Source organism: Leifsonia sp. NPDC056665 (genome assembly GCF_042791795.1).
Lineage (GTDB): Bacteria > Actinomycetota > Actinomycetes > Actinomycetales > Microbacteriaceae > Leifsonia.
In genome coordinates this window covers 1-26,003 of the sequence record NZ_JBHTXK010000010.1, presented here as the reverse complement: position 1 = coordinate 26,003, position 26,003 = coordinate 1, and the positions used below count along the sequence as shown (strand labels likewise).

The 26,003-nt window shown below is 70.9% G+C and carries 27 protein-coding genes; 4 read left to right on the top strand and 23 right to left on the bottom strand.

What is annotated here, in order from left to right; all coding sequences use genetic code 11:
* Window positions 1–32 precede the first annotated feature (32 nt).
* From ACFQ9V_RS11235 to ACFQ9V_RS11225, 3 genes are all read right to left on the bottom strand, one after another.
* Complete coding sequence (locus ACFQ9V_RS11235) at window positions 33–818, bottom strand: SDR family oxidoreductase (protein ID WP_382459240.1); 786 nt, start codon at window positions 816–818, stop codon at window positions 33–35.
* A 70-nt stretch (window positions 819–888) separates the two neighbouring features.
* Window positions 889–1,869, bottom strand: a complete 981-nt coding sequence (locus ACFQ9V_RS11230; RefSeq protein WP_382459239.1) for a tetratricopeptide repeat protein — start codon at window positions 1,867–1,869, stop codon at window positions 889–891.
* A 53-nt stretch (window positions 1,870–1,922) separates the two neighbouring features.
* The gene (locus tag ACFQ9V_RS11225; RefSeq protein WP_382459238.1) at window positions 1,923–3,821 is read right to left on the bottom strand and encodes a hypothetical protein; all 1,899 of its coding nucleotides are present in this window, start codon (window positions 3,819–3,821) and stop codon (window positions 1,923–1,925) included.
* Between the two features lie 183 nt (window positions 3,822–4,004).
* On the opposite strand from ACFQ9V_RS11225, the gene ACFQ9V_RS11220 reads away from it, so the two are divergent.
* Both ACFQ9V_RS11220 and ACFQ9V_RS11215 read left to right on the top strand, forming a co-directional pair.
* On the top strand, window positions 4,005–7,265 hold the full coding sequence (locus tag ACFQ9V_RS11220; protein WP_382459237.1) for a DivIVA domain-containing protein: 3,261 nt from the start codon (window positions 4,005–4,007) through the stop codon (window positions 7,263–7,265).
* 41 nt (window positions 7,266–7,306) lie between these two features.
* A complete protein-coding gene (locus ACFQ9V_RS11215; protein ID WP_382459236.1) occupies window positions 7,307–8,344 on the top strand; it encodes an AI-2E family transporter in 1,038 nt (345 codons plus the stop codon).
* 19 nt (window positions 8,345–8,363) lie between these two features.
* Here ACFQ9V_RS11215 and ACFQ9V_RS11210 read toward each other — a convergent pair whose 3' ends face one another.
* From ACFQ9V_RS11210 to ACFQ9V_RS11165, 10 genes are all read right to left on the bottom strand, one after another.
* Complete coding sequence (locus ACFQ9V_RS11210) at window positions 8,364–9,116, bottom strand: alpha/beta hydrolase (protein WP_382459235.1); 753 nt, start codon at window positions 9,114–9,116, stop codon at window positions 8,364–8,366.
* 14 nt (window positions 9,117–9,130) lie between these two features.
* Entirely contained in the window at window positions 9,131–9,430 is a 300-nt protein-coding gene (locus ACFQ9V_RS11205) for a hypothetical protein (RefSeq protein WP_382459234.1), read from the bottom strand.
* Window positions 9,431–9,526: 96 nt separating this feature from the next.
* Window positions 9,527–10,132 carry a lytic transglycosylase domain-containing protein gene (locus tag ACFQ9V_RS11200; RefSeq protein ID WP_382459233.1) on the bottom strand — a complete coding sequence of 202 codons (606 nt, stop codon included), beginning with the start codon at window positions 10,130–10,132 and terminating at the stop codon, window positions 9,527–9,529.
* A 173-nt stretch (window positions 10,133–10,305) separates the two neighbouring features.
* A complete protein-coding gene (locus ACFQ9V_RS11195) occupies window positions 10,306–10,854 on the bottom strand; it encodes a DivIVA domain-containing protein (RefSeq protein ID WP_382459232.1) in 549 nt (182 codons plus the stop codon).
* A 12-nt stretch (window positions 10,855–10,866) separates the two neighbouring features.
* Window positions 10,867–11,865 carry a phosphatidate cytidylyltransferase gene (locus ACFQ9V_RS11190; RefSeq protein ID WP_382459231.1) on the bottom strand — a complete coding sequence of 333 codons (999 nt, stop codon included), beginning with the start codon at window positions 11,863–11,865 and terminating at the stop codon, window positions 10,867–10,869.
* The gene (gene frr / locus ACFQ9V_RS11185; protein ID WP_382459230.1) at window positions 11,866–12,420 is read right to left on the bottom strand and encodes a ribosome recycling factor; all 555 of its coding nucleotides are present in this window, start codon (window positions 12,418–12,420) and stop codon (window positions 11,866–11,868) included. It abuts the gene before it with no gap.
* Window positions 12,421–12,510: 90 nt separating this feature from the next.
* Entirely contained in the window at window positions 12,511–13,224 is a 714-nt protein-coding gene (gene pyrH, locus ACFQ9V_RS11180; RefSeq protein WP_370052901.1) for a UMP kinase, read from the bottom strand.
* A gap of 127 nt (window positions 13,225–13,351) precedes the next feature.
* Entirely contained in the window at window positions 13,352–14,182 is an 831-nt protein-coding gene (tsf, locus tag ACFQ9V_RS11175) for a translation elongation factor Ts (RefSeq protein ID WP_370052899.1), read from the bottom strand.
* 42 nt (window positions 14,183–14,224) lie between these two features.
* Window positions 14,225–15,154 (bottom strand): 30S ribosomal protein S2, encoded by a 930-nt coding sequence (gene rpsB / locus ACFQ9V_RS11170; protein WP_382459229.1) that lies wholly within the window; start codon window positions 15,152–15,154, stop codon window positions 14,225–14,227.
* A 276-nt stretch (window positions 15,155–15,430) separates the two neighbouring features.
* A complete protein-coding gene (locus ACFQ9V_RS11165) occupies window positions 15,431–16,939 on the bottom strand; it encodes a sugar porter family MFS transporter (protein WP_382459228.1) in 1,509 nt (502 codons plus the stop codon).
* Between the two features lie 303 nt (window positions 16,940–17,242).
* Here ACFQ9V_RS11165 and ACFQ9V_RS11160 point away from each other — a divergent pair, with 303 nt between their 5' ends.
* A complete protein-coding gene (locus tag ACFQ9V_RS11160; RefSeq protein WP_382459227.1) occupies window positions 17,243–17,788 on the top strand; it encodes a M23 family metallopeptidase in 546 nt (181 codons plus the stop codon).
* On the opposite strand, the gene ACFQ9V_RS11155 is transcribed toward ACFQ9V_RS11160, so the two are convergent.
* The 10 genes from ACFQ9V_RS11155 to ACFQ9V_RS11110 form a co-directional block, all read right to left on the bottom strand.
* Window positions 17,751–18,722 carry a tyrosine recombinase XerC gene (locus ACFQ9V_RS11155; protein WP_382459334.1) on the bottom strand — a complete coding sequence of 324 codons (972 nt, stop codon included), beginning with the start codon at window positions 18,720–18,722 and terminating at the stop codon, window positions 17,751–17,753. The genes ACFQ9V_RS11160 and ACFQ9V_RS11155 overlap by 38 nt on opposite strands.
* A gap of 86 nt (window positions 18,723–18,808) precedes the next feature.
* Window positions 18,809–19,870: a DNA-processing protein DprA gene (gene dprA / locus ACFQ9V_RS11150; RefSeq protein WP_382459226.1), complete on the bottom strand. Its 1,062-nt coding sequence runs from the start codon at window positions 19,868–19,870 to the stop codon at window positions 18,809–18,811.
* Window positions 19,867–20,073: a hypothetical protein gene (locus tag ACFQ9V_RS11145; RefSeq protein WP_382459225.1), complete on the bottom strand. Its 207-nt coding sequence runs from the start codon at window positions 20,071–20,073 to the stop codon at window positions 19,867–19,869. Before ACFQ9V_RS11145 ends, dprA begins: the two co-directional genes overlap by 4 nt.
* Window positions 20,070–21,611 (bottom strand): YifB family Mg chelatase-like AAA ATPase, encoded by a 1,542-nt coding sequence (locus ACFQ9V_RS11140; protein WP_382459224.1) that lies wholly within the window; start codon window positions 21,609–21,611, stop codon window positions 20,070–20,072. Before ACFQ9V_RS11140 ends, ACFQ9V_RS11145 begins: the two co-directional genes overlap by 4 nt.
* Window positions 21,611–21,967: a YraN family protein gene (locus ACFQ9V_RS11135; protein WP_382459223.1), complete on the bottom strand. Its 357-nt coding sequence runs from the start codon at window positions 21,965–21,967 to the stop codon at window positions 21,611–21,613. Before ACFQ9V_RS11135 ends, ACFQ9V_RS11140 begins: the two co-directional genes overlap by 1 nt.
* Window positions 21,968–22,095: 128 nt before the next feature.
* Entirely contained in the window at window positions 22,096–22,419 is a 324-nt protein-coding gene (locus ACFQ9V_RS11130; RefSeq protein WP_018190696.1) for a DUF2469 family protein, read from the bottom strand.
* Between the two features lie 26 nt (window positions 22,420–22,445).
* Entirely contained in the window at window positions 22,446–23,108 is a 663-nt protein-coding gene (locus ACFQ9V_RS11125) for a ribonuclease HII (protein WP_382459333.1), read from the bottom strand.
* Entirely contained in the window at window positions 23,108–23,851 is a 744-nt protein-coding gene (gene lepB, locus ACFQ9V_RS11120) for a signal peptidase I (protein WP_382459222.1), read from the bottom strand. Before lepB ends, ACFQ9V_RS11125 begins: the two co-directional genes overlap by 1 nt.
* 82 nt (window positions 23,852–23,933) lie before the next feature.
* Window positions 23,934–24,281, bottom strand: a complete 348-nt coding sequence (rplS, locus tag ACFQ9V_RS11115; protein WP_345839320.1) for a 50S ribosomal protein L19 — start codon at window positions 24,279–24,281, stop codon at window positions 23,934–23,936.
* A 216-nt stretch (window positions 24,282–24,497) separates the two neighbouring features.
* Complete coding sequence (locus tag ACFQ9V_RS11110) at window positions 24,498–24,992, bottom strand: hypothetical protein (RefSeq protein WP_382459221.1); 495 nt, start codon at window positions 24,990–24,992, stop codon at window positions 24,498–24,500.
* Window positions 24,993–25,107: 115 nt separating this feature from the next.
* On the opposite strand from ACFQ9V_RS11110, the gene map reads away from it, so the two are divergent.
* Window positions 25,108–25,872 carry a type I methionyl aminopeptidase gene (gene map, locus ACFQ9V_RS11105; protein WP_382459220.1) on the top strand — a complete coding sequence of 255 codons (765 nt, stop codon included), beginning with the start codon at window positions 25,108–25,110 and terminating at the stop codon, window positions 25,870–25,872.
* The last annotated feature ends 131 nt before the right edge of the window (window positions 25,873–26,003 follow it).

Sequence of the window (26,003 nt, the reverse complement as noted above, 5' to 3'; positions counted from 1 at the left end):
TCAGGCGAACTCGGACTCAGGCGGATCGGGACTCAGACGGATTCGCGCAGCCACGCCGCGTACGCGACGCCGTCGACCGCGTGCTCCGGCGCGAGGTGACGCCCGGCGCGCCAGGCCGAGCCGAGCGGGCCGCCGAGGCGGACCGACAGGATCGGCCGGCGCGTGCCGGTGGCGTCCTTCCACTGCCGGGCGAGCGCTCGGGCGCTCTCCACGCGCGGGCCGCCCACTGTGCGGGTCGACCCCGGCGTGCCTGCACCCTCGGCCGCGTCCACCAGGACACGCGCGACGTCCGCCACCGAGATGGGCTGGAACCGCGTTCCGGAGGGCGCGGTCAGCGTCCCGAACCGGCGGCCGCGCTCGAAGACCGACGTGACGAAGTCGTGGAACTGCGTCGTGCGCACGACCCTGACCTCCAGCGGGGACTCGAGGTAGGTGCTCTCCTGCACCAGCTTCGACCGGTAGTACGGGTAGCGCGCGCCGTCGATGCCCGCGATGGACAACAGCACGGCCCGGCCGACGCCGAAGCGTGCGGCGGTGTGCAGGAGGTTGCGGGAGCCGTGCGCGAACACGTACGAGGCGCGGCGGCCACCGGCGTTGCTCGCGTCGATGAGCACATCGACGCCCTCGACCGCCTCCTCGAGCCCGTCGCCCGTCACCAGGTCGGCCGTCACATAGGCCGCACCGTCGACGTACGCGGCCGCGTCGTCGTCGGGCGTGCGCCGGGCGGCGACCACGACCTGGTGGCCGCGCGCGACGGCCTCAGCGGTGACGGCACGACCGGCGAGACCGGTCCCACCGACGACGAGCACACGGGACATGCGCGAGCCTTCCAGGCGAGGGGGATGTCAACCGCTCTGCGCGTCGGACCCCGGGGCTGGAGGGTGCGCGTCAGTAGAGCAGTGATGCCAGCCTAGCCCTGGCCTTGCCGACGCGGGGGTCTTCCACGCCGACGATCTCGAAGTACTCCAGGATGCGGGCGCGCACGGCCTCCTTGCCCTCCGCGTCGAGCGTCGGGAACAGGGTCAGCAACCGGTCGAAGGCGTCGTCGACGTGACCGCCGGAGAGGTCGAGGTCGGCCACGGCGAGCTGTGCGTCGCTGTCGCCCGGCGTGGCGGCCGCGGCGTTCCGGATCTCGTCCAGCGTGCGGCCGGCCAGGCGCGACAGCAGGCTCACCTGGGCGAGCCCGGCGATCGCCATCTGGTCGCGCGGGTCCTGCGCGATCGCGGTCCTGTACGCGGTGATGGCCGCGGGATAGTCGCCGCGGTCGATCGCGTCGTACGCCTCGGCGTGCAGCGGGGGCAGCGGCGGCTCCGGCGCGGGCTCGCCGGCCTCCGCGCCGGGCGTCTCCGCGCCGGGGGTCTCCCCCGCCGCGGCGTCGACCTGCGCAGTGCCGGTGACCCCGTTCTGCGCGGCCAGCTCGAGGAGCTGGGCGAACACGTCGCGCACCTGGTCCTCCGGCAGCGCTCCGGTGAAGAGCTGAACGGGCCGGCCGGAGACGATGCCGGCCACGGCCGGCGCCGACTGCGCCTGGAACGCCTGCACGAGCTGCGGGTTCGAGTCGACGTCGACCTGGACGAGCACGACGCGCCCCGCGAGGTCGTTCGTGACGCGGTCGAGGACCGTCGCGAGCGCGCGGTCCGGATCGGCCCAGGACGCCGTGAGCGCGACGACGACCGGGATGCGCATCGACAGGTCGATGAAGTCGTTGAAGTTCGCGTCTGTGCCCTGGAAGAACAGGCTGGGCAGCTCGACCGGCTCACCCTGCGCCGCGCCGCCTGCGTCGCCCTCGCCGGGCTGCGGCCGGTTCACCAGGCCGCTCAGGTCCACGGCGCCGCGGAGATTGGTCGGATTGGGCGGAAGCTGACTCATGAAGTCAAGCCTACTGCGCAGCCCAGCCCCCATCACGGGTCAGCACCGTGCGGTCACTGCACCTCGCGCGCGGAGACCAGGCCCTGGGCGAAGCCGAGGAGGCGCACCTTCTCGTTCGAGCCCGCCGGGGGCACGTAGAAGGCGAGCTGGTAGCCGTACACCGACTCGATGCCGGTGTTGGACTGCGCCACCCCGCTCAGCGCCGCCGTCGTGGCGCCCGCGATGACCTGGGCGCCGGCCTCTGTCACCCGGTGCAGCTGCACTTCCTCCGGGTTGACCCAGACGATGGCTCCGGAGTCGTTGGTCGCCATCGAGATGACAGGGCCTGCGCCGACGCGGCCGGAGAACGTGAGGGTGGAGGTCTGGCCGAACTGCTGGGCGAGCCTGGCCTGCTCCTGCTGCTTCCAGGAGGCGCCGACCTGCGCCACGAGCTTGTCGTCGGTGAGGTCGAAGCTGGAGTACCACTTGCTCTTGTCGCCGTTCAGCAGGATGTCGCCGTACGCGGCGGCCACCTGGTCGGGCTGGACCTTGAGCAGCTTGGAGTCCGGGGGCACCACTGCGGCGCCGATGCTCGCCGGCGCCAGGTTCGGCACCTTCACGTTCGGCTCGAGGGCGATGGCGTACTCCACCATGTAGTTGTCGCGCGGCGTCTGCTGCACGAGGGCGAGCGCGAGCGGGGCCTGCGCCTTGCCTGTGGAGTCGTTCGGCATCTTCACGACGGCCGTGACGGTGCGCGGCCAGCTGTCGGTGGCCTGCGGGAGCGAGAGCTCGAGCGGTCCGGCCGGAATGGCGGGCAGCGCAGGCTGGTCGGCCTTCTTGAGGCGGATCGTGTAGTTGGCGTCGCGGAGCTGGAGGGCGGGCCCGGCGAAGCGCAGCTTGGCCAGGGCCGTGTCGTTCTTGGCGTCCGCGTTGGCCGCCGCGACCGAGATCCGCTTGATGATGCGCTCGAGCTGCGGCGCCGTCACGGCGGGGGCCGGGGAGTTGCTGTTGCTGTTCGGCGCGCTCGTCGTCGAGGTCGGCGTCGGTGTGGGCGTCGGCGTCGGCGTGTCGGCGAAGGCGGCGCCCGCTCCGGTGCCGGCCAGGGCGAGGACGCCCGCGAGGATGGCCGGGGCCATCACGCGCGTGCGGCGGGTGGACCGGCGTCCGCGCGGGGTCGCCTCGATGGACGCGGTCGGCTTGTATTTGGGGGCTTTGGGGAGCTTCGGCATCTTGGGTCCGCTCTTGCGTCGTGGTCCGCGCGCCCTGCGGTGGGTGTAGAGCCCCCACAGGTAGAGCGCGATGCCGATCACCAGGAGCACGAGACCGCCGATGATGAGCGGGAACGCCCACGGCGTGCTGGTGTCGACCGGCCAGGTCAGGACGATCTTGTCCGGGGCAGGGGTGGTCCCGTCGCCGGCGACGATGACGCTGACGCCGGACGGGACGTTCATCTTGGTGACCTGGGCGTCCTGGCCGTCGAACTCGTCGAGCCAGAGGTCGGAGCCGGCCGGGTCGGGGCCGGGGGTGGCCGTCTGCGCCGGGGTGGTCCCGGTGGGAGCCGGCGTCGGTGTGGCGGTCGGAGCCGGGGTGGCGGTGGAGGCCGTACCGGTCTGTCCCGTCGATCCTGTCTGGCCGGACTTCGGGGTCACCGTCTTCACCGTCACCGCGGTGTCGCCCGCGCGGTAGGCGATGGTCGCGTACTTCTGGTCCGCCAGCCACGCCTTCACGTCGGCGGTGCGGCCGTAGGCGACCATCTGGGTCTTGGCGTTCTTCGAGCCGGAGATGGACAGCGTCTGCTGGCCCGGATGGGCGTTCAGCACCGCGCTGTCGATCACGACGTAGCGGGTGTCGACGGGGACGGTCGCCGCGGCGGTCACCTGCGACGGAGGTGCGAAGACCGTGCGCTGGGCGATGCCGGCCACGATCATGACGGCAGCGACCACGAACGCGACGATGGCCAATACGAAACGCAAAAAGAACTCCTCAGTGCCGGACGGGGGGCGGGCACAGTCACACAACGATAATGGAGGACCCTGAGAGGCATCTAACCGTTGTCTGCACGGTCACGCAGTCCCCCATGCGGGTACGGCCCTCGAAATGTAAGATCGATGCGGCGCGCGCGCGGCTCGCTCTCTCGATCCCACAGGAGTAACACGGTGGCCACCGACGAATCCAACTTCACCCAGGTCTTTCGCGGATACGACAAGGACGAAGTCGATCAGGCCATCCAGGACCTCCGCCGCGAGCTGATCAAATCCAACACCCAGTCGGCCGACTCGTCCAAGGAGCTCAAGCGCCTGCAGTTGCGCATCGACGAGCTGAACGCGGAGATCGAAGAGGTCGGCAGCCCCACTTACTCCGGGCTCGGCACCAAGCTGGAGAACACCCTCCGGGTCGCCGAGGAGCAGTCCACCCGGCTCATCGCGCAGGCCGACATCGACGCCGAGAAGCTGCGCACCGGCGTCACCGCCGAGATCGACAAGATCAAGAAGACGGCGGCCCAGCAGGCCGAGCGCGTCCTCGCCGACGCGCAGGCCCGCGCGACGACCGCCCTCGAGGACGCCCAGATCGAGTCGTCCGAGCTGCTGGCCCGCACCCGCGCCGACAAGGAGACCCTGCTCAACGACGCGATCCGTGAGGCCGCGGCCATCCGCGGCGCCGTCGCCACCGAGGCGGCAGAGTTGCGCGCGACGAGCAAGCGCGAGGCGGCCGCCCTCCGCGCCGAGGCGGACCGCGAGGCCGCCGAGCTGAAGGCCGTCGCCCTGCGCGAGGCGGAGGCCGCACGTACGGAGGCCGCCGAGCTCGACCGCACCATCGCCGCCCGCCGCGGCGAGCTGGAGAACGCGCTCGCAGCCGACCGCGCGGCGTTCGAGCGCGAGGCGGCGCAGACCCGCCTCGAGCTCGACAAGCGCGTCGCCGAGACCGCGGACCGCCTGACCGCCGAGCAGGCCGAGGCCCGCGGCGCCGTCGCAGCGGAGGTCGCCCAGGCCCGCGTCGAGCTCGCGGACGAGGTCGAGCAGCAGCGCGCGACCCTCGCCGCTCTCGCCGCGCAGACGCGCGCCGACCTCGAGCACGAGGACACCACGCGGCGTCAGGCGCTCGCCGCCGACGTCGAGCAGACCACGACCTCCCTGGCCGCCGAGGTCGAGCAGACCAGGAGCTCCCTCGCCGCCGAGGTCGAGCAGACCAAGGCCCGCCTGGCCGACGAGGTCACGACGACCACCTCCGCCCTCGCGGACGAGGTCGCCCGCACCACGACGGAGCTCGCCGACGAGGTGGCGCGCACGAAGGCCGCGCTCGCCGCCGAGGTCACCAGCACGAAGGCGGCGCTGGAGACGGAGGTCACCACCACGCGCTCGACGCTCGAGACCGACGTCACCACCACCCGCTCCGCGCTGGCCGAGGAGGTCGAGCGCACAAAGAAGGAGCTCGCCGACGAGGTCACCCAGACCCGCTCGACCCTGGAGCGCGAGACCACCGAGACCCGCAGCGGCCTCGAAGCCGACCGCACCGCGACCGCCGCACAGCTCACCGCCGACCGGGAGCGCGTCACGAACGAGCTCACCGCCGAGGAGGAGACCACCCGCGCCCGCGTCACGGCCCTGCGCGAGCGCACCGCCGCGGAGCTGGCGACGGAGGTCGCGGACACCCGCGCCGACCTCGCGGCCGAGGTCGAGACCACCCGGGCCGACGTCGCCAAGGAGATCGACGCGGCTCGCTCCACCCTCGCGAAGGACGTCGAGACCACCAAGGCCTCCCTCGCCAAGGAGGTCACGAGCACGCGCTCCGCGCTGAAGAAGGAGGTCGCGAGCACGAAGTCCGCCCTCGCAGCCGAGGTGGAGACCACGCAGGCCGCGCTCGCAGCCGAGGTGCAGACCGCGCGTGCAGAGCTGGCCGAGGAGGTCGAGACCACGAAGTCCGCCCTCGTGGAGGAGGTCGAGACCACCAAGGCAGCCCTCGCGGAAGAGGTCGAGAGCACGACCTCCGCCCTCGCGGAAGAGGTCGAGACCACCAAGGCAGCCCTCGCGGAGGAAGTGTCCACCACGAAGGCCGCCCTGGCCGACGAAGTCGAGACCACCCGCTCGGAGCTGGCCGCCGACGCCGAGCGCCAGCGCCGCGAGCTGGAGGGCGAGGCCACCGACCTGCGCGCCGAGCTGGCCGCAGAGGTCGGCGAGGCCCGCACCGCCCTGGCCGAAGAGCTCGCCACCGAGCGCAGCGCCCTCACCGCCGAGGTGACCTCCACCCGCGCCACGCTCGCGGCCGACGTCGACCAGACCGCCGCCCGGCTCGCCGCGGAGAAGGAGCAGACCCTCTCCCGGCTCGAGACCCAGGTCGTCACCACCAAGGCTGCGCTGGCCGCCGAGGTCGAGCAGACCAAGGCCGCCCTCGCCGCCGAGGTCGAGCAGACCAAGGCCGCTCTGGAGACCGAGGTCACGACCACGACCTCCAACCTGGCCGCGGAGGTCGAGCAGACGAAGTCGGCGCTCGAGACCGAGGTGTCCACCACGAAGTCCGCCCTGGCCGCCGAGGTCGAGCAGACCACGTCCGCCCTCGCCGCCGAGGTCGAAGAGACCCGCTCCAAGCTGGCCGACGAGACCGAGCAGACCCGCAGCACCCTCACCGCCGACGTGAAGCGCACCACGGCCGACCTCGCCGACCAGCGCGCTCGCACGGCCCAGGAGCTGAAGAACGACCGCCAGCAGCAGCGCCTCGAGCTGGAGCGCGAGGCCGACCAGACCCGGGTGACCCTGGCCGAGGAGACCGAGCGCGCCCGCATCACGCTCGACGCCGAGACCGCGAAGGCCCGTGCCGAGGTCGCGCGCGAAGCCGCGGAGGCGAGCACCGCGCTCGACGCCGAGCTCGCCGAGCGTCAGGCCGGCTACGACCAGGAGGCCGCGACCGCCCGCGCCGACCTCGACGCCGAGCTCACCGCCCTCCGCACCTCCACCCTCGGCGAGCTCGACAAGCGCACCCGCGAGATCGAGCAGGCGCGCATCGACCTGGATGTCGAGCTCCGCGCCCGTCGCGACGAGGCCGAGAAGGAGTACCTGGGGCGGCACCAGGAGGCCGTCGCCCAGACTCAGAAGTACCTGGACGAGGCCAACGTCCAGCTCGCCGACGCCGTGAAGCGCACCTCGCAGGCGCGCACGGAGGCCGAGACCTTCGGCACCGAGGCCCGCGAGACGGTCAAGAAGGCCCGCAAGGACGCCGAGAAGGTCGCCGCCGACATCGTGCGCCAGGCGCAGGAGCGCGCCGACGCCCTGGTGGAGGAGGCCGAGGAGCGCACGCAACGCCTGGTCGCCGACGCGGAAGACCGCCTCTCCCAGATTAGGATTGAGCGCGAAGCCGTCGCCGGGTACTTCGAGAATCTGAGGGGTATGCTCCAGCAGGCGGATACGGTTTCGGCCGACGACTGAGCTCCGTCCCTTCCCGGGCGGAGGGCCCGGAGGGGGACCGAGTGAAGATCCAGAACGCGTTTCGAGTCGGCCTGATCGGCACGCTCGGCGTGGGTCTGGGCTTTCTCATCCTGACCTCGATCGTGAGCCTGGCCACGATCATCACGTACATCGGCGCCGCGCTGTTCCTGGCGCTCGGCATCGAGCCGCTGATCTCCTTCCTGGAGCGGCGGAAGTTCCCGCGCTGGGCCGCGCTCGTGGTCACGCTCGTCGTCATCGTGGGCGCGTTCGTCGGCCTGATCTGGGCGATCGTCCCCATCGCGGTGAGTCAGGCCACGCAGCTCGTCCAGAACGCGATCAACTGGGTCAACAACGGCAGTGCCGAGAAGTGGTTCCTCAGCCTCCAGCACCAGTTCCCGACGGTCGTCAACCAGCAGAACATCAACGCGGTCACCCAGTGGCTGCAGAAGAACCTGCCCGACATCACGTCCAAAGTGCTGCAGACCGGGTTCGGCATCGTGCAGGGCGCGTTCGGCGTGATCATCGTCGTGATCCTGACCATCTACTTCACCGCGTCGCTGCCGAGCATCAAGCGCGCGGCCTACCAGCTCGTTCCGGCCTCCCGCCGCTCGCGCTTCGCCGACCTGGGCGACCAGATCACCGACTCGGTCGGCAAGTACGTCGGCGGCCAGGTCTCGCTCGCACTCGTCAACGGCGTGCTGAGCGCGATCTTCCTCACGATCATCGGCGCGAAGTTCCCCATCCTGCTCGCGTCGATCGCGTTCTTCTTCTCGCTCATCCCGCTCGTGGGCACGATCACCGGCTCGGTCATCATCGTCGCGGTCTGCTTCTTCTCGGGCCCGCCGACCGCCATCGCCGCCGCGATCTACTACCTCGCCTACATGCAGGTGGAGGCATACATCTTGAGCCCGCGCATCATGAACCGCGCCGTGTCGGTGCCGGGTGCGCTTGTCGTGGTCGCCGCCCTCGCCGGCGGCACGCTGCTCGGCATCCTCGGCGCGCTGGTCGCCATCCCGTTCGCCGCGGCGATCCTGCTCATCATCAAGCAGGTCGTCATCCCGCGGCAGAACGAGCTCTAGCGCGGCGGTCTCGCTGGGCTCAGGCCGGCGGCCACTGCGACGGCAGGGGCGCAGCGGAGGGGTTCATCCGCTCCACGATCTCGTCCAGCACGCGTCGGGTCTGGTTCTCCCCCACCCAGAGGTGCTTGCCGCCCTCCACGTCGACCAGCTCGATCTGCGGCAGCGGGCGGAACCGCTCGGCGGCCTCCGCGGGCTGGAGGTAGTCGTCGTGCTCGGGGATCAGCGCGACGATCGGGCGGTGGTCGCCCGCCCAGGCCGCCAGGTGCTCGGGCTTGGCCCTGTGCAGCGGCGGTGACAGCAGGATGATCCCGTCCACCGGGCACTCCCGCCCGTACATCAGCGCGAGCTCCGTGCCGAACGACCAGCCCAGCAGCCACGGGTGCGGGAGTCCGCGCTCGGCGACGAACGCCATCGCGGCCTCGACGTCGTAGCGCTCGTCCACACCGTGGCCGAACTCCCCCTGACTGCGGCCGCGCGGCGACGCCGTGCCGCGCGTGTTGAACCGCAGCACCGCGATGTCGGCCAGCGCGGGAAGGCGCCCTGCCGCCTTGCGGAGGATGTGGGAGTCCATGAAGCCGCCGCCGGTCGGCAGCGGATGCAGTGTGACCAGGGTCGCCACCGGCTCGCGGTCGAGCGGGGAGGCCAGTTCGCCGACGAGGGTCAGTCCGTCGCGCGTGCGCAGCTCGATGTCCTCGCGCCGGGCGGGCAGCTCGACGCCGCCGCGGATCTCGATCGGCCCCTGGGGCGCCGACGCGCCTGCACTGTCGGTCATTCTCTCTCCATCACTCACGCGACCCGCCAGCACGTCGTGTGCCAGTGCCGGCGGGCGGCCAGGTCGGCCGCGTCGCCCATCACGCCGTCCGCGCGCCAGGCGACCAGGTGCGCGACGCCAGGACCGATCTCACGACCGCAGCCGGGGCACACGTAGCTCTTCTGCGCCTGCACGGCCGACACGGGCTGCACGTTCCATTCGACGCCGCGCCGCATCTCCGTGCGCCGCCAGCCCGCGAGGAGGCGGTCGAGGCCGTCCTGCTCCTCTTCAGACGGCTCACCGTGACGACGGCGGGGACGATTGCTGCGGGGCACCGATCCAGTCTATGCACGCTCCGCGGCTGTGACCCGTCGTCCCACGCGCGTGGCAGGAGCGCCGCGTAGCAGGAGCGGTCAGGGCGTCGTGTCCGCTCAGTACCAGCCGGACGACTGCGAGTGCGCCCAGGCGCCGCACGGGTTCGTGTAACGGCCGGCGATGTAGCCGAGGCCCCACGAGATCTGCACGGAGGCGTCCGTCTGCCAGCCCGGGCCCATCTTGCTTCCGGGGAGGGCCTGCGGGATGCCGTAGGCGCCGCTCGGGTTGGACGCGTTCACGCGCCAGCCGGACTCCCTGTTCCACAGCGACACCAGGCAGCTGTACTGGTCGTCGCCCCAGCCGCGCTGGTGCACCATCTGGTAGGCGATCGCCTTCGCGGTGCCCGGGTCCGGAACGGGAGCGGACGGTGCGCTCGATCCGCCCGACGAAGAGGACGACGACGACGACTTCGTCGGCGTGGGCGTCGGGGTCGGCGTGGGCGTCGGCTTGAGCTTGACGCCCAGCGTGTCGCGCGTGACGGCCGTCTCCGAGGCGTTCGGGGCCGTCAGGCTCTGAACGGGGACCGCGCCGAAGCGGGAGGTCTGCTGGATGCTCTGGAGGGTGTCCGCGTACGCCGGCGTGGCTGCGGAGCCCGAGTACGGGTCCACGACGTTGACCAGCGCGAAGCCAACGGCCGCCGTGAAGGCGAACCCCCAGATCACGGCCCGCGAACGGACGTGAGGCCGTCGCGAACGACGGAATGCGACTCCGACCGGGTTGGCAGGGGTCAGCGGAACGAGCTCTGCTGCTTCTTGTCTACCCACGATCACAGAACCATAACGGACATTTCACACGTTTCCAACACGGCGCTCTCCTACTCAGGTAACGGCCAGGGTCAGCGGACCGCGAGCATCACGTCCGTGACGCTGTCCAGGAGGAGGTCCACTTGGGCCTCACGGTACCCCCCTCGCTGCTCACGGAAAGTGACCGTGCGAACTTCGTCGACGCCCATCGGGCGGCCGTCCTGGAAGTACTTCACCAGCCGGCCGGCGAACCGGTCGACGTCCTGGCGGTTGTAGCCGAGGGTCAGGAAGCTCACCCGCTGGAAGCGGTGGCCCAGCGGGCGCTCCAGCCGGTCGAGGATCGCCTGCGCCGCCGTGCGGGCGTCCTCGAACCACAGCGCGTCGTGGCCGCCGCCGCGTGCGACGTCGCGCTCACGGGCCGCGAAGGCGTCCTCCAGGCGCTCCAGGGCCGCATCCACGTGCGAGGTCGAGTAGCCGCCTTTGGTCATCGAGAACGCTGTGTGGCGGATGTCGGAGGCCGACAGCGTGCCGGGGTTCGAGGGGTCGGAGTCGTAGGCGCGACGGGCGCTGACGAGGAACTCGTCGACCTGCGCGACGTCGTACCCTGGCTTCGACTTGGGGCTCCGGGGGAAGGTGCTCACCAGCCCATTCTGTCAGGAGAAGATGAGGAACAGCACGTAGGTGGCCGCCGCGGACGGCAGGATGGAGTCCAGCCGGTCGAGGAAGCCGCCGTGCCCAGGCAGCCAGGAGCTCATGTCCTTGATGCCCAGATCGCGCTTGATCAGCGACTCGGAGAGGTCGCCCGCGGTCGCCGTGAGCAGCGCGACGACGCCGAAGATCACCCCGAACCACCACGGCTGATGGATCATGAACAGCGAGATCAGGACGCCGGCGACGATCGCCGCGACGGCGGCCCCGGCGAAGCCCTCCCAGGTCTTCTTGGGGCTGATGGTCGGCGCCATCGGGTGCCGGCCGAAGGACAGCCCGCTCGCGTACGCGCCCGTGTCGACGGCGACGACCACGATCAGGAAGCCGAGCACCCACCACTCGCCGCCGTTCTCCGCCAGCAGCAGGATAGCGAAGGAGCCGAGCAGGGTCACGTACATCTGGACGAGCACGCTCCAGGCGAGGTCGCGCGAGAGCGCGACTCCCCCTGCGCGCTTGGCCGGCAGAACGGCCTCCTCGACCAGCCGCCAGACGACCACCAGGACGATCCCCGACGCCAGCGCGACGAGCTGGCCGCCGGCGTGGAACCAGAACGTCGCAGGCACGATCGCGAGCGACGCGATCAGCGACGGGGTCCGCGGCACGCGCCTCCCGGCCCCGCGGAACGCCTGGGTGAGCTCGAAGGCGGCGAAGCCGATCATCGCGGCCCCGAAGACGAGGAAGAGCTCCTTGATGAAGATCAGGCTGACCACCAGCAGCGCGCCCGCGACCAGCCCGATCAGGGTGGCCAGGATCAGGTTGCGCCCCGTGCGGGCGGCGATCCGCTCGTTCGTCGCGTCGAGCTGCGCCTTGCGCGCCAGCACCTGCCGCTCGAAGTCGGCCCGGGTCGCCTGCACCTGCGCGCGCAATTCGGCGCGCGCCGCGGACTTCCCCCTTCTGCCCGACGCCGGCGTGCGAGGCTCGCCGGGGCTGCTCCCCTCGCTCATCTAGACCTCGAGGAGCTCGGCTTCCTTGCGCTTGAGGGCGTCGTCCACCGCGTCGACGTTGGTGCGCGTGATGGCCTCGAGCTCCTTCTCGCCGCGCGCCACCTCGTCGTCGCCGACCTCGCCCTTGAGCGCGTCCAGGTCGTCCTTCGCCTTGCGGCGGATGTTGCGGATGGCGACCTTGGCGTCCTCGCCCTTGCTTCGGACGAGCTTGACGAAGTCCTTGCGGCGGTCCTCGGTCAGCTCGGGGAGCGAGACGCGCACGATCTCGCCGTCGTTGCCGACGTTCGCCGACAGGTTCGGCATGTTGACGATCGCCTTCTCGATCTCCTTGAGGGCGGACTTGTCGTACGGCGTCACCAGCAGCACCCGGGCCTCCGGGTTCTGGAGGCCGGCCAGCTGGGCCAGCGGCGTCGGCGAGCCGTAGTAGTCGACGAGCACCTTCTGGAAGAGGGCCGGGTTCGCGCGCCCCGCGCTCACCGTGCCGAAGTCGTCCCTCGCCGCGTCCACGGTCTTGGCCATGCGCTGGCGGGCGTCGGAAATCACATCCGCGATCACGGTTTCTCCTTCAGATCGATGAGTCGTTGTCTAGTCTAGGGCCAGGCCGCGGAGCACCCCGTGCATGGCGGGGCGCCCCGCCGCGCCGGGTCAGCCGAGCAGGGTGCCGATCTCGGCGCCGAGCAGCGCGGCGGTGACATTGCCGGCCGGCTCGATGCCGAAGATGCGCATCGGCATCCCGTTGTCCATGCAGAGGCTGAGCGCGGTGGAGTCCACGGCCTTGAGGCCCTGGGTCAGCGCGTCCTGGTGGCTGATCTGGTCGATCTTGCGCGCGTCCGGGTTGGTGCGCGGGTCGGAGTCGTACATGCCGTCCACGCCGTTCTTGGCGACCAGCACGACGTCGGCGCTGATCTCCAGGGCGCGCTGGGCGGCGACGGTGTCGGTCGAGAAGTACGGCAGGCCGGCGCCGGCGCCGAAGATGACGACGCGGCCCTTCTCGAGGTGGCGCTCGGCGCGGCGCGGGATGTACGGCTCGGCGACCTGGGTCATGGCGATCGCGGACTGCACCCGCGTCTCCGCGCCCGCTTGCTCCAGGAAGTCCTGCAGGGCCAGCGAGTTCATCACGGTGCCGAGCATGCCCATGTAGTCGGCGCGCCCGCGGTCCATGCCGCGCTGCGACAGCTCGGCGCCGCGGAAGAAGTTGCCCCCGCCCACGACGATCGCGATCTCCACATCCTCCGCCGCCTGGGCGATCTCGCGCGCGATGCCGCTGACGATGTCGGGGTTCACCCCGAGCTGACCGCCTCCGAAAGCCTCGCCGGAGAGTTTCAGAAGGACCCTGCGTCTGTGAGTGGCTGCCGTCATGTGTGTGGGAGTCCTTCCGTGTGTTTCGTTAACGCTAGTGCGTGCCCGCTGTGCCTGAACAGGGAGAGGCGGACACAGAAAAGGAGTCCGGATCGTGATTCACGATCCGGACTCCTTCATGCCTGGGTCAGGCGCCGACCTTGAAGCGGGCGAAGCCCGAGACAGTCAGACCCGAGTCCTTGAGGACCTGGGCGATGTTCTGCTTGTTGTCGCGGGCGTAGTCCTGCTCGAGCAGGGCGACCTGCTTGAAGTAGGCGCCGAGGCGACCCTCGATGATCTTCGGGAGCGCGGCCTCCGGCTTGCCCTCGTTGCGCGAGATCTCCTCGACGATGCGACGCTCGTTCTCGACCTCTTCGGCCGGGACGTCCTCACGGGTGAGGTAGGTCGGGTTCGCGAACGAGATGTGCTGCGCGATGCTGCGGGCGGTCTCCGCGTCGGCGCCGGCGTAACCGACGACCACGCCGACCTGCGGGGGCAGGTCCTTGGAGGTCTTGTGCAGGTAGATCGCGAAGTTCTCGCCCGAGACGACGGCGATGCGGCGGAGCTCCACCTTCTCGCCGAGGATCGCGGCCTCGTCACCGATGAGCTCGGCGACGGTCTGCGACCCGGCGGGGGCGGCCAGCGCCTCCTCGACGGTGGTGGCGCCCGCGGCGGCGGCCGCGTCGAGCACCTTGTCGGCGAGGGCGATGAACTTCTCGCCCTTCGCGACGAAGTCGGTCTCGCAGGCGAGCTCGATCATCGTCGCGGCGCCGTGGCCGTTCTCCTTCGCGGCCACGAGGCCCTCGGAGGTGGAGCGGTCGGCGCGCTTCGCGTTGCCCTTGGCGCCCTTGAGGCGGAGGATCTCGGTCGCCTTCTCGATGTCGCCACCGGCCTCCTCGAGGGCCTTCTTGGTGTCGACCATTCCGGTGCCGAGCTGCTCGCGCAGGGCCTTGATGTCAGCGATGCTGATGTTTGCCATGTTCTGAGTGGAACCTTCTGACTCGAAGTTGTGTGAGTGTGCTTACTTGGCCTCGGCGTCGGCGTCGGCCTCGGCGACGACCTCGGCGGAGTCCGCCTTGGCCTCGGCGTCGGCTTCGCCCTCGGCGACGACCTCGGCGGAGTCCGCCTTGGCCTCGGCGAGGTCGGCGTCAGCGGCCTTCTCGTTCTCGGCGGAGGCCTGGAGCTCTTCGCTCGGCTGGGCGAGGAGCTCCTGCTCCCACTCGGCGAGCGGCTCGGCGGGCTCGGCGCCCTCTTCCGGCTTCTGGTGACGCTGGATGAGGCCCTCGGCCGCGGCGTCGGCGACGATGCGGGTGAGGAGCGTGACGGAGCGGATGGCGTCGTCGTTGCCCGGGATCGGGTACTGGACCTCGTCCGGGTCGCAGTTCGTGTCGAGGATGGCGATGACCGGGATGCCCAGCTTCTTCGCCTCGTCGATCGCGAGGTGCTCCTTCTTGGTGTCCACGACCCAGATGGCGCTCGGGGTCTTGGCCAGGTTGCGGATGCCGCCGAGCGACTTGTGGAGCTTGTCCAGCTCGCGCTTCTTGATCAGCAGCTCCTTCTTGGTGAAGCCGCTGGTGGTGCCCTCGAAGTCGAGCTCCTCGAGCTCCTTCATGCGGGCGAGGCGCTTGGACACGGTCTGGAAGTTGGTCAGCAGACCGCCCAGCCAGCGCTGGTTGACGTAGGGCTGGCCCACGCGGGTCGCCTGCTCGGCGATGGCCTGCTGCGCCTGCTTCTTGGTGCCGACGAAGAGGATGGTGCCGCCGTGGGCGACCGTCTCGCGCACGAACTCGTACGTCTTGTCGATGTAGGTGAGCGACTGCTGCAGGTCGATGATGTAGCTGCCTGAGCGCTCGGTGAGGATGAAGCGCTTCATCTTCGGGTTCCAGCGGCGGGTCTGGTGTCCGAAGTGGACGCCGCTGTCGAGCAGCTGGCGCATGGTGACGACGGCCATTTGCCGTTCTCCTGTTCTTGCGCACCCGGCCTCACGGCGGGGACACGACTCTCGGTTGTCCAGCGGAAGCCGATCGGCCGCCGCTCCTGGTGCCCCGCACCTCCCCGCACCCGCGCCTCCGCACGGAGGACCGTGGTGGATGAGCGGGAGACCGGTGGAGAGGCGCACGCCCCCATCGATGATGTTCTCGTCGAGGACGTCCGGACACGCGTAGTCACTCCGACATGCGGAGTGCAGTGGACATCCTATCAGGAACCCGGCCCCGGCCGGGCCGCGTCACGGCCGCGGGACGGTGTCCCCCGACGACCGCACCTGCGGGCCGCGGCTGCGTCCGGCGTTGGCGAACAGCGTCTCGGCGTGCTCCAGCGCCATCCCGTTCGTCTCCGGCACCTTGAAGAACACGAAGAAGAACGACAGCGCGGCGAAGATCGCGTACATCCCGTACGTGAACGGCAGAGAGAAGTCCGACATCGGCGGGAAGGAGACCGTGACGAGGAAGTTCGCGATCCACTGCGCGGAGGCGGCCACGCCGAGCGCAGCGCCGCGGATCCGCGGCGGGAAGATCTCGCCCAGCAGCACCCAGACCAGTGGGCCCCAGGAGGCGCCGAAGCAGATCACGAAGAGGTTCGCCGCCACCAGCGCGATCGGCCCCCACGGGTTCGGCAGGCTGACGGCGCCGTTCACCTTGTCGGAGAAGCTGAACGCGAGCGCCATCACCCCCAGCGACAGGGCCATGCCCACCGAGCCGGTGAGCAGGATCGGCCGCCGGCCGACCCGGTCCACCAGCAGGATCGCCACGATGGTGACGACCACGTTGGTGACGGAGGTGATCACGGTGATCAAGAGCGAGTTACTCTCGGTGAAGCCGACCGCCTTCCAGAGCGTCGTGGAGTAGTAGAAGATCACGTTGATGCCGACGAACTGCTGGAACACGGACAGGATGATGCCGATCCAGACGATGGGTTTCAGCCCGAACCGGTTGCCGCGCAGCGTGCCCTTGGCGGAGTCCTTGTCCTCCTTGATCGCGCTCTCGATGTCGCGCACCTGCCGGTCGACGTCCTCCTCCGGGACGAGCGTGGCGAAGATCTCCCGCGCCTCGTCGTGCCGGCCGGTGGACAGCAGATAGCGCGGGGACTCCGGCAGACGCAGCGCCAGGATGCCGTAGATGACCGACGGGATCACGCCGACGAGGAACATCCACCGCCAGGCCTCCAGCCCGAACCAGAGCTGGTTGGCGGCCGCACCCGCGGCGCCGGCCAACAGGGCGTCGGACAGCAGCGCCACGAAGATACCGATCGTGATGGCGAGCTGCTGGAGCGAGGCGAGGCCGCCGCGGCGCTGCTTGGGCGCGATCTCAGCGATGTACGCCGGCGCCACCACGGACGCGATGCCGATGCCGAGGCCGCCGATGATGCGCCAGAAGCCGAGGTCCCAGACGGAGACCGAGAGGCCGGCCCCGATCGAGCTGGCGAGGAACAGGACCGCGCCGATGAGCATCACCCGGATGCGGCCCCACCGGTCGGCGAGCCGCCCGGCGAGGTAGGCGCCGAGCGCACAGCCGAGCAGGGCGATGGCGACGATGAACCCGGTGACGAACGCGTTGAGCTTGAAATTGTGCTGGATGGAGTCGACCGCCCCGTTGATGACCGAGGAGTCGAAACCGAACAGGAACCCGCCCATCGCTGCGGCGACGGCGAGGCCCACGACCTTCCGCCGCATCGCCGCCGTGGGCTGCGGAACGTTCTCCTCCTCGTGATCGGATCCGGTGCTGCGCTGATCGGACATGAGACCCCCTCCTCCATCGAGTCGCCGCCCTCTGAGGAGGACGGCGGAACGTGCTGGTCAGGGTACGCCGACTCGTTCGTGTGCAGAAGAGTCCTCCACAGGGAGGGGGTGTGAGCGCGTTGTACACGGATCTGGCGGAGGCGCGGGTGGGAGGCGGTCGGTGGCGGAGGCTGGATGCGGAGGTGATGGAGGATGCGGGGTTTGTCGAGAGCGGCGAGGGTCGCTGTCGTGGTGGCGGTGCCGATCGCGGTGTTTGTGGGGCTTGGTGGTCTCGCTGAGCCGGCTGGTGGGGTCGTTCGCTCGATGGTGGAAGGCGGCGTCTCCCCCGAGACCGTTGCGGCCTCCCCTGCAACCCTGCGCGTCTCGCCGCGATGGTCGTGGCCGCTCGCACCGCTCCGGCTGGTCCGCGCCTACGAGGCCCCGCCCTCGCCGTACGCCGCCGGACACCGCGGGATCGACCTCGCGGCGCCGCCCGGCGCGATCGTGACCGCCCCCTCGGACGCGACGGTGCACTTCGTCGGGGTGGTCGTTGACCGGCCGGTGCTCACCCTGGACCACGGGTCAGGCGTGCTCTCGTCCTATGAGCCCGTCGTGGCGGAGGGTCTGGCTGCGGGCGACCCGGTGACACGCGGAATGGTGCTCGGCGTCGTCGGCGAGGGCGCGCACTGCTCCGGCGCCTGCCTCCACGTCGGCGTCCGCGTCGACGGCGAATACGTGTCGCCGCTGCTGTTCTTCGATCGGCCGCCGCGGTCGGTGCTGCTGCCGCTGCGTCCGGGAGCAGCCTCCCCCGCGGCGGCGCGCGGCCGTCCCGTCAGGCGCGGGGATGGGCGAGGCGGTAGCTCTCCTTGAGCCGTTCACTGGAGACGTGGGTGTAGATCTGCGTGGTCCCGAGGCTGGCGTGCCCGAGGATCTCCTGGACCGCCCGCAGGTCCGCTCCCCCGTCGAGCAGGTGCGTCGCGGCGGTGTGACGCAGGGTGTGCGGACCGGCCGGCCCGCCGCCGGGCAGGTCGACGAGCAGCGACGCGACCAGCTGGTAGACCGCACGCGTGCCGAGCCGCCCGCCGCGCGCCCCGAGCAGCAGCGCCGGGCCGGACCCCTCGGCTGCGAGCGCCGGCCGTGCGACCTGGAGGTACCGCCGGATCGCGCGCAGCGCAGGCACACCGAACGGGACGACCCGCTCCTTGTTCCCCTTGCCGACGACTCTCAGTGTCAGCCGCTCGAGGTCGACGTCGTCGACATCCAGGCCGGTGAGCTCGCTCACCCGGATCCCGGCCGCATACAGCACCTCGATGACCGCGACGTCCCGGATCGCCCCCGGCTCCCCGCCCTCCGCCCGAGCCGCGAGCGCGTCGAGCAGGCCGTCGATCTGCGCCCGGGTGATCACCCGCGGGAGGTGCTTGTCGGGCTTGGGCGCCCGCAAGCGCGCTGCGGGGTCGGTGGCGGTCGAGTCTGTTTCCGACGCGGCGACGACGTCCGGCCCCGTCGCCGGGACGACCGGGTGCACAGGAGCGCCCCCGATCCGCGCGTTCCACGCGCTGAAGCCGCGCACCGCGGCCGATCGTCGCGCCAGGGTGGCCCGGGCGAGCTGCTGCTGAGCGGCCTCCCAGAGCCAGTCCCGGAACAGATCGAGGGTGAGCGCGTCCGTGCTGGTCACCCCGCGCGATTCGGCGAACCGCTCGAACTGGGTGAGGTCGGAGCGGTAGGCCCGCACCGTCTGCGCCGAGTACCCGCGCTCCACCTCCAGGTGGCGCAGGTAGCCGTCGACGGCGAGACGGAGGTTCACTCCCCCAGCATCCGCCATCGGCGCCACCACCCGGCCGCGGACGCACCGGCGGCGGCGGATTCCGGCCGACAGCGTGTGGTCATCGGTCACCCCACGGCTGACTCCCCCTCGCCGAGGAGCGCTCCCAGCGGCTCGGCCAGTTCCGCCATCTCGTCGGGACTGGTCACGCAGATCGCTCCGTACTCGCGGATGAGGCGGTGGCAGCCCGCGGACGCCGGCGAGGTGATCGGGCCGGGCACGGCTCCCAGCGGGCGGCCGAGCTGGGCAGCATGGCCGGCCGTGTTCAGGGAGCCGGAGCGGGCGCCGGCCTCCACGACCACGGTCGCGTTGCTCGCGGCGGCGATCAACCGGTTGCGCATCAGGAAGCGCCAGCGCGTCGGGGTGGAGCCCGGTGGGAGCTCGGCCATCAGCAGGCCCGTGCGGGCGATGCGCTGCAGGAGGTCGTCGTTCCCGGCCGGGTAGAGGCGGTCGACGCCTCCGGCCAGGAATGCGACGGTGACCTGGCCGCTCGACAGCGCCGCGCGGTGGGCGGCGGCGTCGACGCCGTAGGCGCCTCCCGAGACGATCGCGAAGCCGCGGTCGCTCAGGCCGGCCGCGCTCTCCAGTGCGACGTGCTCGCCGTAGCCGCTGGCTGCGCGTGCTCCGACCAGCGCGATGGAGCGCGTGAGGCTGGCCAGCCGCGCGGGGTCACCGCGCACCCAGAGGGTGAGGGGCGCGCCGAGCTCGAGGCTGTCGAGGGCGGTGGGCCAGGCCGGGTGCTCCGGCGTCACGAGCAGCGCGCCGAGGTGGGCGGCGCGCTCCAGCGGAGCCTGGAGCGGCGCCCGCGGGAGGCGTCCGCGCCATCGGTCGAGGGCGTCCCGAAGCCGGTCGATGGGCAGGACGGCCGGCGAGCCGGCGTCGCGCAGCGCGGCGCGGACGGCCTGCGGCGACGTGTCACCGATCACGGCGGCGAGGGTCGGCAGTGGGCCGAACGAGCCCACAAGCAGTGCGGCGTCGGTGTCGCCCGGCTCGATCGCGGACGACAGGGCGGCCCGCGCAGCGGCCGCGAGCATCGACGGCTCGTCCGGATACTCCGTGCCCGTGGAGACCCTGCCGAGGAGGGAGGCGATCTCCCGAGACGTCAGCCCGGGGAACGTTCCGACGCTCATCGCGCGTCCCCGGGGATGATCGGCGTGGATGCGGGTGAATCCTCCGAATCCGCCCCCATCTCTCCCTCTCCTTCCGTCTCTCCTTCCGTCTCCCCTGCGCCGGCCGCCAGCCGCCACAGCGCACACTCGCCGCACCACCTTTCGCGCCCGCGCTCCGGGTTCTCGCGCTCCTCGCGGATGAGGTCGACCCAGATCCTCTTCATGCGAACGCACCTCGTCTCAGGTACAGCGCTCGTGCCACGTGCTCGCCGGTCGGGCTTGCCGCGCCGTCGAGGTCGGCGAGGGTCCAGGCGAGGCGGAGGGTGCGGTCGTAGCCGCGCATCGTGAGGGCTCCGCGCTCGAGTGAGCGGTCGAGGGTGGCGCGGGACGACGCTGCGAGCTGGCGCTCGGGGGCTCTGAGCCAGGATCCTGCGGCTTGGGAGTTCGTCGTCCAGCCGGTGCCGTGCAGGCGTTCGCGGGCGACGGCGCGGGCGCTCTCCACCGCGCGGCGGAGCTCCCGGCTCGCGCGCGACGGGGCGGTGCCGTCGGACGCGGTTCTCAGGGCGCCCAACCCCAAGCGGCGCACGGTGAGGCGGATGTCGACGCGGTCGAGGAGCGGGCCGGAGAGGCGCGTGAGGTAGCGACGGCGCGCGGCGGGGGTGCACGAGCACTCCTCGTCGGCCGAGCCGTAGCGGCCGCACGGACACGGGTTGGAGGCGAGGACGAGCTGGAAGCGGGCGGGGAACGTGGCGCTCGCGGCCGCGCGGTCGACGGCGATCGAGCCGGACTCCAGAGGCTGGCGGAGGGCGTCCAGGACGTTGGGCTGGAACTCCGCGGCCTCGTCCAGGAACAGCACGCCGTTCGACGCCCGCGCGATCGCCCCGGGCACCAGCCGTCCGCTGCCGCCGCCGACGAGAGCGGCGGACGACGCGGTGTGGTGCGGGGCCTCGAACGGCGGCCGCAGGATCAGGCCGCCGCCCACGCCCCGGCCCGACAAGGAGCGGATGGAGGTCGTCTCCATGGCCTGCTCCGGCGTGAGGTCGGGCAGCAGGGACGGCAGGCGGCGCGCCAGCATGGTCTTGCCCGTTCCGGGCGGACCGATCATCGACACGTTGTGACCTCCGGCCGCCGCGGCGACGAACGCGTCGACCGCGTCGTCGTTGCCGGCCACGTCCGCCATGTCCGGTTCCAGCGCTGCGGGGCCGGGCTCAGCGGCGACGGCGACCGGCTCCTCCTCCACCGGGTCCAGCTCCGCGCCGTGCGCGATAGCGGCGCTGCGCAACCCCGCGACCGGCACCACGTCGATCCCGTCTACCAGGAAGGCCTCCTCTGCGTTCGCCGTCGGCACCAAGACTCTCGCGAAGCCGGCATCACGCGCTGCGAGAACCGCAGGCAGCACCCCGGGGACCGGACGCAGGCGGCCGTCCAGACCCAGCTCGCCGACGTGGACGGCCGCAGCAGCCGACTCGGCGGGGACCTCGCCGGAGGCCGCCAGTGCGGCCACCGCGATCGCGAGGTCGAAGCCGGAGCCCTGCTTGCGCAAGGAGGCCGGCGACAGGTTCACGGTCAGCTTGCGCTGCGTGAGCGTGCAGCCGGCGTTGGCGGCCGCCGCAGAGACCCGCTTGCGAGACTCGCCGAGCGCGGCGTCCGGCAGCCCGATGAGCACGAAGGCGGGCAGCCCGGCCGAGATGTCGGCCTCCACCTCCACGATGTCGCCGCGCACCCCGGTCAGTGCCACGGCGAACGTGCGTGCGAGCGCCATCACGCCACCCCCGCCCGGTGCTCCACCGACGGCGTCGCGCTCCATGCGTCGAGCACGGCGATCGCGTCGATGCGCGTCTCGCCGCGGACCGGGCCGTGCCCCCGGCACCACTCGGCCGCCAGACGGCGCAGCCGTGCCGCCTTCCCCGCCGTGATCGCCTCGAACGGGTGCCCGAACGCGACCGAGCTCCTGGTCTTGACCTCCACGAACGCGGTCACGCGTCCGAGGCGTGCGATCAGATCGAGCTCCCCGCTCGCGCAGCGCCAGTTGCGGGCGACGATCTCGTAGCCCTGCGCCTCCAGCCAGCACGCCGCGACGGCCTCGCCGCGACGACCCAGACGGTCTTTCTCTGCCATGTTTCCTCCCACGACCAGCGTGGTCGGAGGGGACACGGCAGAACCGGGCAGAGCGAAATCTGTGGAGAAGTCGTCAGCTCAGAGCGTTGTGGAGGACAAGCACCACGAGCACAACGAACACGACGAGCTCACTCGTCGAGCGCCAGCTCCTTCGGGAGCTCGAACTCCTTGCTCGAGAGCTCCTCGATGTTCACGTCCTTGAACGTCAGCACGCGAACGGACTTCACGAACCGGTCGGCGCGGTAGACATCCCACACCCAGACATCGTTCATCGTCAGCTCGAAATAGAAGTCGTGCTCCGTATCGCGGCGCACGAACTCCACCTCGTTCGCCAGGTAGAAGCGGCGCTCGGTCTCGATCACGTACTTGAACTGCGAGACGACGTCCCGGTATTCGCGATACAAAGCCAGCTCGACCTCGCGGTCGTAGTCGTCGAACTCGTCCTCATCCATCGTTCGCCAAGTCTAGCCGTGCCGACTCAGCTCGGCATGTCGAGGGTCGCGAGGTCCTTCAGCCAGGTCAGCCTGTGCAGCGCGCTCGGGCCGAGCTCTGCGATCGCGGCGAAGTGCTCCGGGGTCGAGTAGCCCTTGTTGCTCACCCAGCCGTAGCCGGGATAGTCCACGTCGTGACCGATCATCAAACGGTCGCGGTGCACCTTCGCGATGACCGAGGCCGCGGCCACCGACGCGCAGTCGCGGTCGGCCTTGATCCGCGTGACGACGCGAGCCGGGCGCATCAGCGCCGGATTGAGGTAGTCGTAGTTGCCGTCCAGGATCAGCGTGCTGTCCCGCACCTGCGCACCCTGATCCTCCAGCATCGCAAGGGCGCGGGCGCCGGCGAGGCCCAGGCAGCGCATGATGCCGAGCGAGTCGACCTCCGCGGCGGAGGCCATCCCGACGGCGTGGAACAGCGACCAGCGCCGGCAGGCGGGCTCGAGCGACTCGCGCACCGGTTCGGGCAGCAGTTTGGAGTCGCGCAGCCCGGGCGGGATGCGCTTGACCGCGGTGTCGATGACCACCATGCCGACCGCCACCGGGCCGGCCAGTGCCCCGCGGCCGACCTCGTCGACGGCAACGATGGAGGTGACGCCGTCGCGGTAGAGCGCCTTCTCGAAGCGCAGCGACGGCGAGACCGGGGTCATCATTCCTTCTTCTCCTCCACGCCTCTGAAGACATCAGGATAGTCGTCCAACCACGTCCATCTGCTGACCGGCCAGCTGATCACGGAGGCCCGTCCGACGACGTGGTCGAGCGGGACGAAGCCGCGGCCGGGGAGCGCCTGGTTGCGGGAGGAGTCCTGCGAGTCGTAGCGGTTGTCGCCCATGACCCAGATCCGCCCCTTCGGGACCGTCACGTCGAAGGCGAGCGTCGCGGCGTCCTTCTGGCCCGGCGGGACCACGATGTACGGCTCGTGGATCGCGGTGCCGTTGACGGTGATCCGGCCTGCGGCGTCGCAGCACACCACGTGGTCGCCCGGCAGGCCGATGAGCCGTTTCACGAGGTGGTCGTCGCTGTCGGAGGCGGACAGCCCGACGAACGTCAGCGCGGTGTCGGCCGCCTGGGCCAGCGGGTTGCGCACGACCGGCGGAGACTTCGGGAGCCAGCCTCCCGGATCCCGGAACACCACGACATCACCACGGCTCAGCGGGAACAGCGACGGCTGCAGCTCGTTCACGAGGATCTTGTCGTTGATCTGGAGGGTGTTCTCCATCGATCCGGAGGGGATGTAGAACGAGCGCACCACGAAGGTCTTCACCAGGAAGGCCACGAGCAGCGCGATCACCACCACGACCAGCACGTCCTGCGCGAACAGCAGGCCGCTGCGCCTGCCGCGCTCTCGCCGCGCCACGCGTTCGGGCCGCGTGGGCAGTGTCTCGTCCGTCATCCACCCTGCCTGGCTCGTTAACCGCCTGAGCTCCCGGTCCAGTGTAGGACCGGGAGCTCAGGAAGAGTCGCGCGCGAAACGCTCAGTTGTCGCGCTTCTCCTTGATCTTCGCCTTCTTGCCGCGCAGCTCGCGGAGGTAGTACAGCTTGGCGCGACGGACGTCACCGCGGGTGACGACCTCGATGTGGTCGATGACCGGCGAGTGCACCGGGAAGGTGCGCTCGACGCCGACCTGGAAGCTGACCTTGCGGACCGTGAAGGTCTCGCGGACGCCTTCGCCCGAGCGGCCGATGACGACGCCCTGGAAGACCTGGATACGAGAGCGGGTGCCCTCGATGATGTTGACGTGCACCTTGACGGTGTCGCCGGCACGGAACGCGGGGATGTCCGACTTGAGGGACGCGGCGTCCACCTGATCGAGGATGTGCATTGCTGTTCGCTCTCTGTACCCGCCTGCAGGTCGGGGACGGATTCGGGGCCGTCGTACGGATGCGCGATGCGCACGGCGGACGGCCGGGATTCGATTGGGTGTGCACGCTCGATTTGCTGGCTCCCCTGCGGCAGAGCCGGGCGGCGGCACGAACAACCATTCTGCCACGCTCAGGGCCCTATTGCCAAAGCGCGCCGGGCGCCGACGGCGCGGAGGTCAGTCCTCGCGGTGCTCTTCGATGACGATCACGTCCGCGTCGTCCACCACGGGGCTGGACGGCCGCGGCACCTGCTGCGGCTGCGCGGCCTGCTGGTAGGCGGCGAAGGTGACCGCCACCCGGTCGCGCGCCTCGGTCACCAGCTCCCACAGCCCGACCCAGAACGTCGCGAGGAAGAACAGCACGCCGAGCACGGCGAGCCAGCCGGTGGCGCCGGGCGGGAAGAACCCGAAGGCGATGATGGAGGCGCTCCAGCCGGCGAGGAGGCCGGTGTCGTACCAGGAGACCGCGCGGGTCTCCCTGACGCTCCTGCGCGCCATCACGATGCCGCCGATCGCGAGCAGCGCGACGAAGAGGATCGGGCACAGCACCAGCAGCCCGAGGAACGTCCAGCCGCTGCCCTGGTGGAACGCGGCCCAGCCGATCAGGAGCCAGATCGGCAGCACCACGGCGGACGGGAAGAGCCACCAGTAGAACACCTTGCGGATGAACATGCGGCCAGCGTAACGTCGCGCGGCTGTGCGGTGGCTGCCGGTTCGCCGTGGGCGGACTCCGGACCGCGCCGCATGGAAGACTGGACGCAGTCACACCACAGAAGGAGAACGTCCCGTGATCGAGCTGAGGACCCCCGCCGAGATCGAGCAGATGCGACCGGCCGGCCGGTTCGTCGCGGAGGTCCTCGCCGAGACGGCCGCGGCGGCGAAGGTCGGCGTCAACCTGCTGGAGCTGGACCGGATCGCGCACGACCTGATCCGAAGCCGCGGCGCGGAGTCCTGCTACATCGACTACCACCCGTCGTTCGGCGCGAGCCCGTTCGGCAAGGTGATCTGCACCTCCGTCAACGACGCCGTGCTGCACGGCCTTCCTCACGACTACCGGCTACGCGACGGCGACCTGCTCAGCCTGGACTTCGCGGCGAGCGTCGACGGCTGGGTGGCCGACTCGGCGGTCAGCATCGTGGTCGGGTCGGCGCGCGACGAGGACCTCCGGCTCATCGACACGACCCGCCGGGCCCTCACCGCGGGCATCGCGGCCGCACGGCCCGGGGGCAAGGTGGGCGACATCTCGGCCGCGATCGCGGCCGTGGCGCACGCCGAGGGGTACTCGGTGAACACGCAGTTCGGCGGCCACGGCGTCGGCCGCACGATGCACGGCGACCCGCACATCCCGAACGACGGCCGCGCCGGACGCGGCTTCCCGCTGCGCCCCGGCCTGGTCATCGCGATCGAGCCGTGGTTCCTGGAGACCACCGACAAGATCTTCACCGACCCGGACGGCTGGACGCTCCGCTCCGCCGACGGCTCGCGCGGCGCCCACTCCGAGCACACCATCGCCATCACCGACTCCGGCCCCCTCATCCTCAGCGCCCCGTAGTAACCGCCGAGTACGCTCGAAATCAGGCGAAAACGGTGGCGTGGTCTACCGGTGGATGCAACGGGCTGATCCGGAAGGATTCTGCTCATGGTCGGGACGCGGTTGTCTGTGGTGGAGCGTGGCAAGATCGA

Excerpts from the sequence above, each read along its gene's own strand:
- ACFQ9V_RS11235 (WP_382459240.1), bottom strand. The coding sequence starts at position 818 with ATGTCCCGTGTGCTCGTCGTCGGTGGGACCGGTCTCGCCGGTCGTGCC.
- ACFQ9V_RS11230 (WP_382459239.1), bottom strand. The coding sequence starts at position 1,869 with ATGAGTCAGCTTCCGCCCAATCCGACCAATCTCCGCGGCGCCGTGGAC.
- ACFQ9V_RS11210 (WP_382459235.1), bottom strand. The coding sequence starts at position 9,116 with ATGACCGACAGTGCAGGCGCGTCGGCGCCCCAGGGGCCGATCGAGATC.
- ACFQ9V_RS11190 (WP_382459231.1), bottom strand. The coding sequence starts at position 11,865 with ATGAGCGAGGGGAGCAGCCCCGGCGAGCCTCGCACGCCGGCGTCGGGC.
- pyrH (WP_370052901.1), bottom strand. The coding sequence starts at position 13,224 with ATGACGGCAGCCACTCACAGACGCAGGGTCCTTCTGAAACTCTCCGGC.
- tsf (WP_370052899.1), bottom strand. The coding sequence starts at position 14,182 with ATGGCAAACATCAGCATCGCTGACATCAAGGCCCTGCGCGAGCAGCTC.
- rpsB (WP_382459229.1), bottom strand. The coding sequence starts at position 15,154 with ATGGCCGTCGTCACCATGCGCCAGCTGCTCGACAGCGGCGTCCACTTC.
- ACFQ9V_RS11165 (WP_382459228.1), bottom strand. The coding sequence starts at position 16,939 with ATGTCCGATCAGCGCAGCACCGGATCCGATCACGAGGAGGAGAACGTT.
- ACFQ9V_RS11160 (WP_382459227.1), top strand. The coding sequence starts at position 17,243 with ATGGTGGAAGGCGGCGTCTCCCCCGAGACCGTTGCGGCCTCCCCTGCA.
- dprA (WP_382459226.1), bottom strand. The coding sequence starts at position 19,870 with ATGAGCGTCGGAACGTTCCCCGGGCTGACGTCTCGGGAGATCGCCTCC.
- ACFQ9V_RS11145 (WP_382459225.1), bottom strand. The coding sequence starts at position 20,073 with ATGAAGAGGATCTGGGTCGACCTCATCCGCGAGGAGCGCGAGAACCCG.
- ACFQ9V_RS11140 (WP_382459224.1), bottom strand. The coding sequence starts at position 21,611 with ATGGCGCTCGCACGCACGTTCGCCGTGGCACTGACCGGGGTGCGCGGC.
- ACFQ9V_RS11135 (WP_382459223.1), bottom strand. The coding sequence starts at position 21,967 with ATGGCAGAGAAAGACCGTCTGGGTCGTCGCGGCGAGGCCGTCGCGGCG.
- ACFQ9V_RS11130 (WP_018190696.1), bottom strand. The coding sequence starts at position 22,419 with ATGGATGAGGACGAGTTCGACGACTACGACCGCGAGGTCGAGCTGGCT.
- ACFQ9V_RS11125 (WP_382459333.1), bottom strand. The coding sequence starts at position 23,108 with ATGACCCCGGTCTCGCCGTCGCTGCGCTTCGAGAAGGCGCTCTACCGC.
- lepB (WP_382459222.1), bottom strand. The coding sequence starts at position 23,851 with ATGACGGACGAGACACTGCCCACGCGGCCCGAACGCGTGGCGCGGCGA.
- rplS (WP_345839320.1), bottom strand. The coding sequence starts at position 24,281 with ATGCACATCCTCGATCAGGTGGACGCCGCGTCCCTCAAGTCGGACATC.
- ACFQ9V_RS11110 (WP_382459221.1), bottom strand. The coding sequence starts at position 24,992 with ATGTTCATCCGCAAGGTGTTCTACTGGTGGCTCTTCCCGTCCGCCGTG.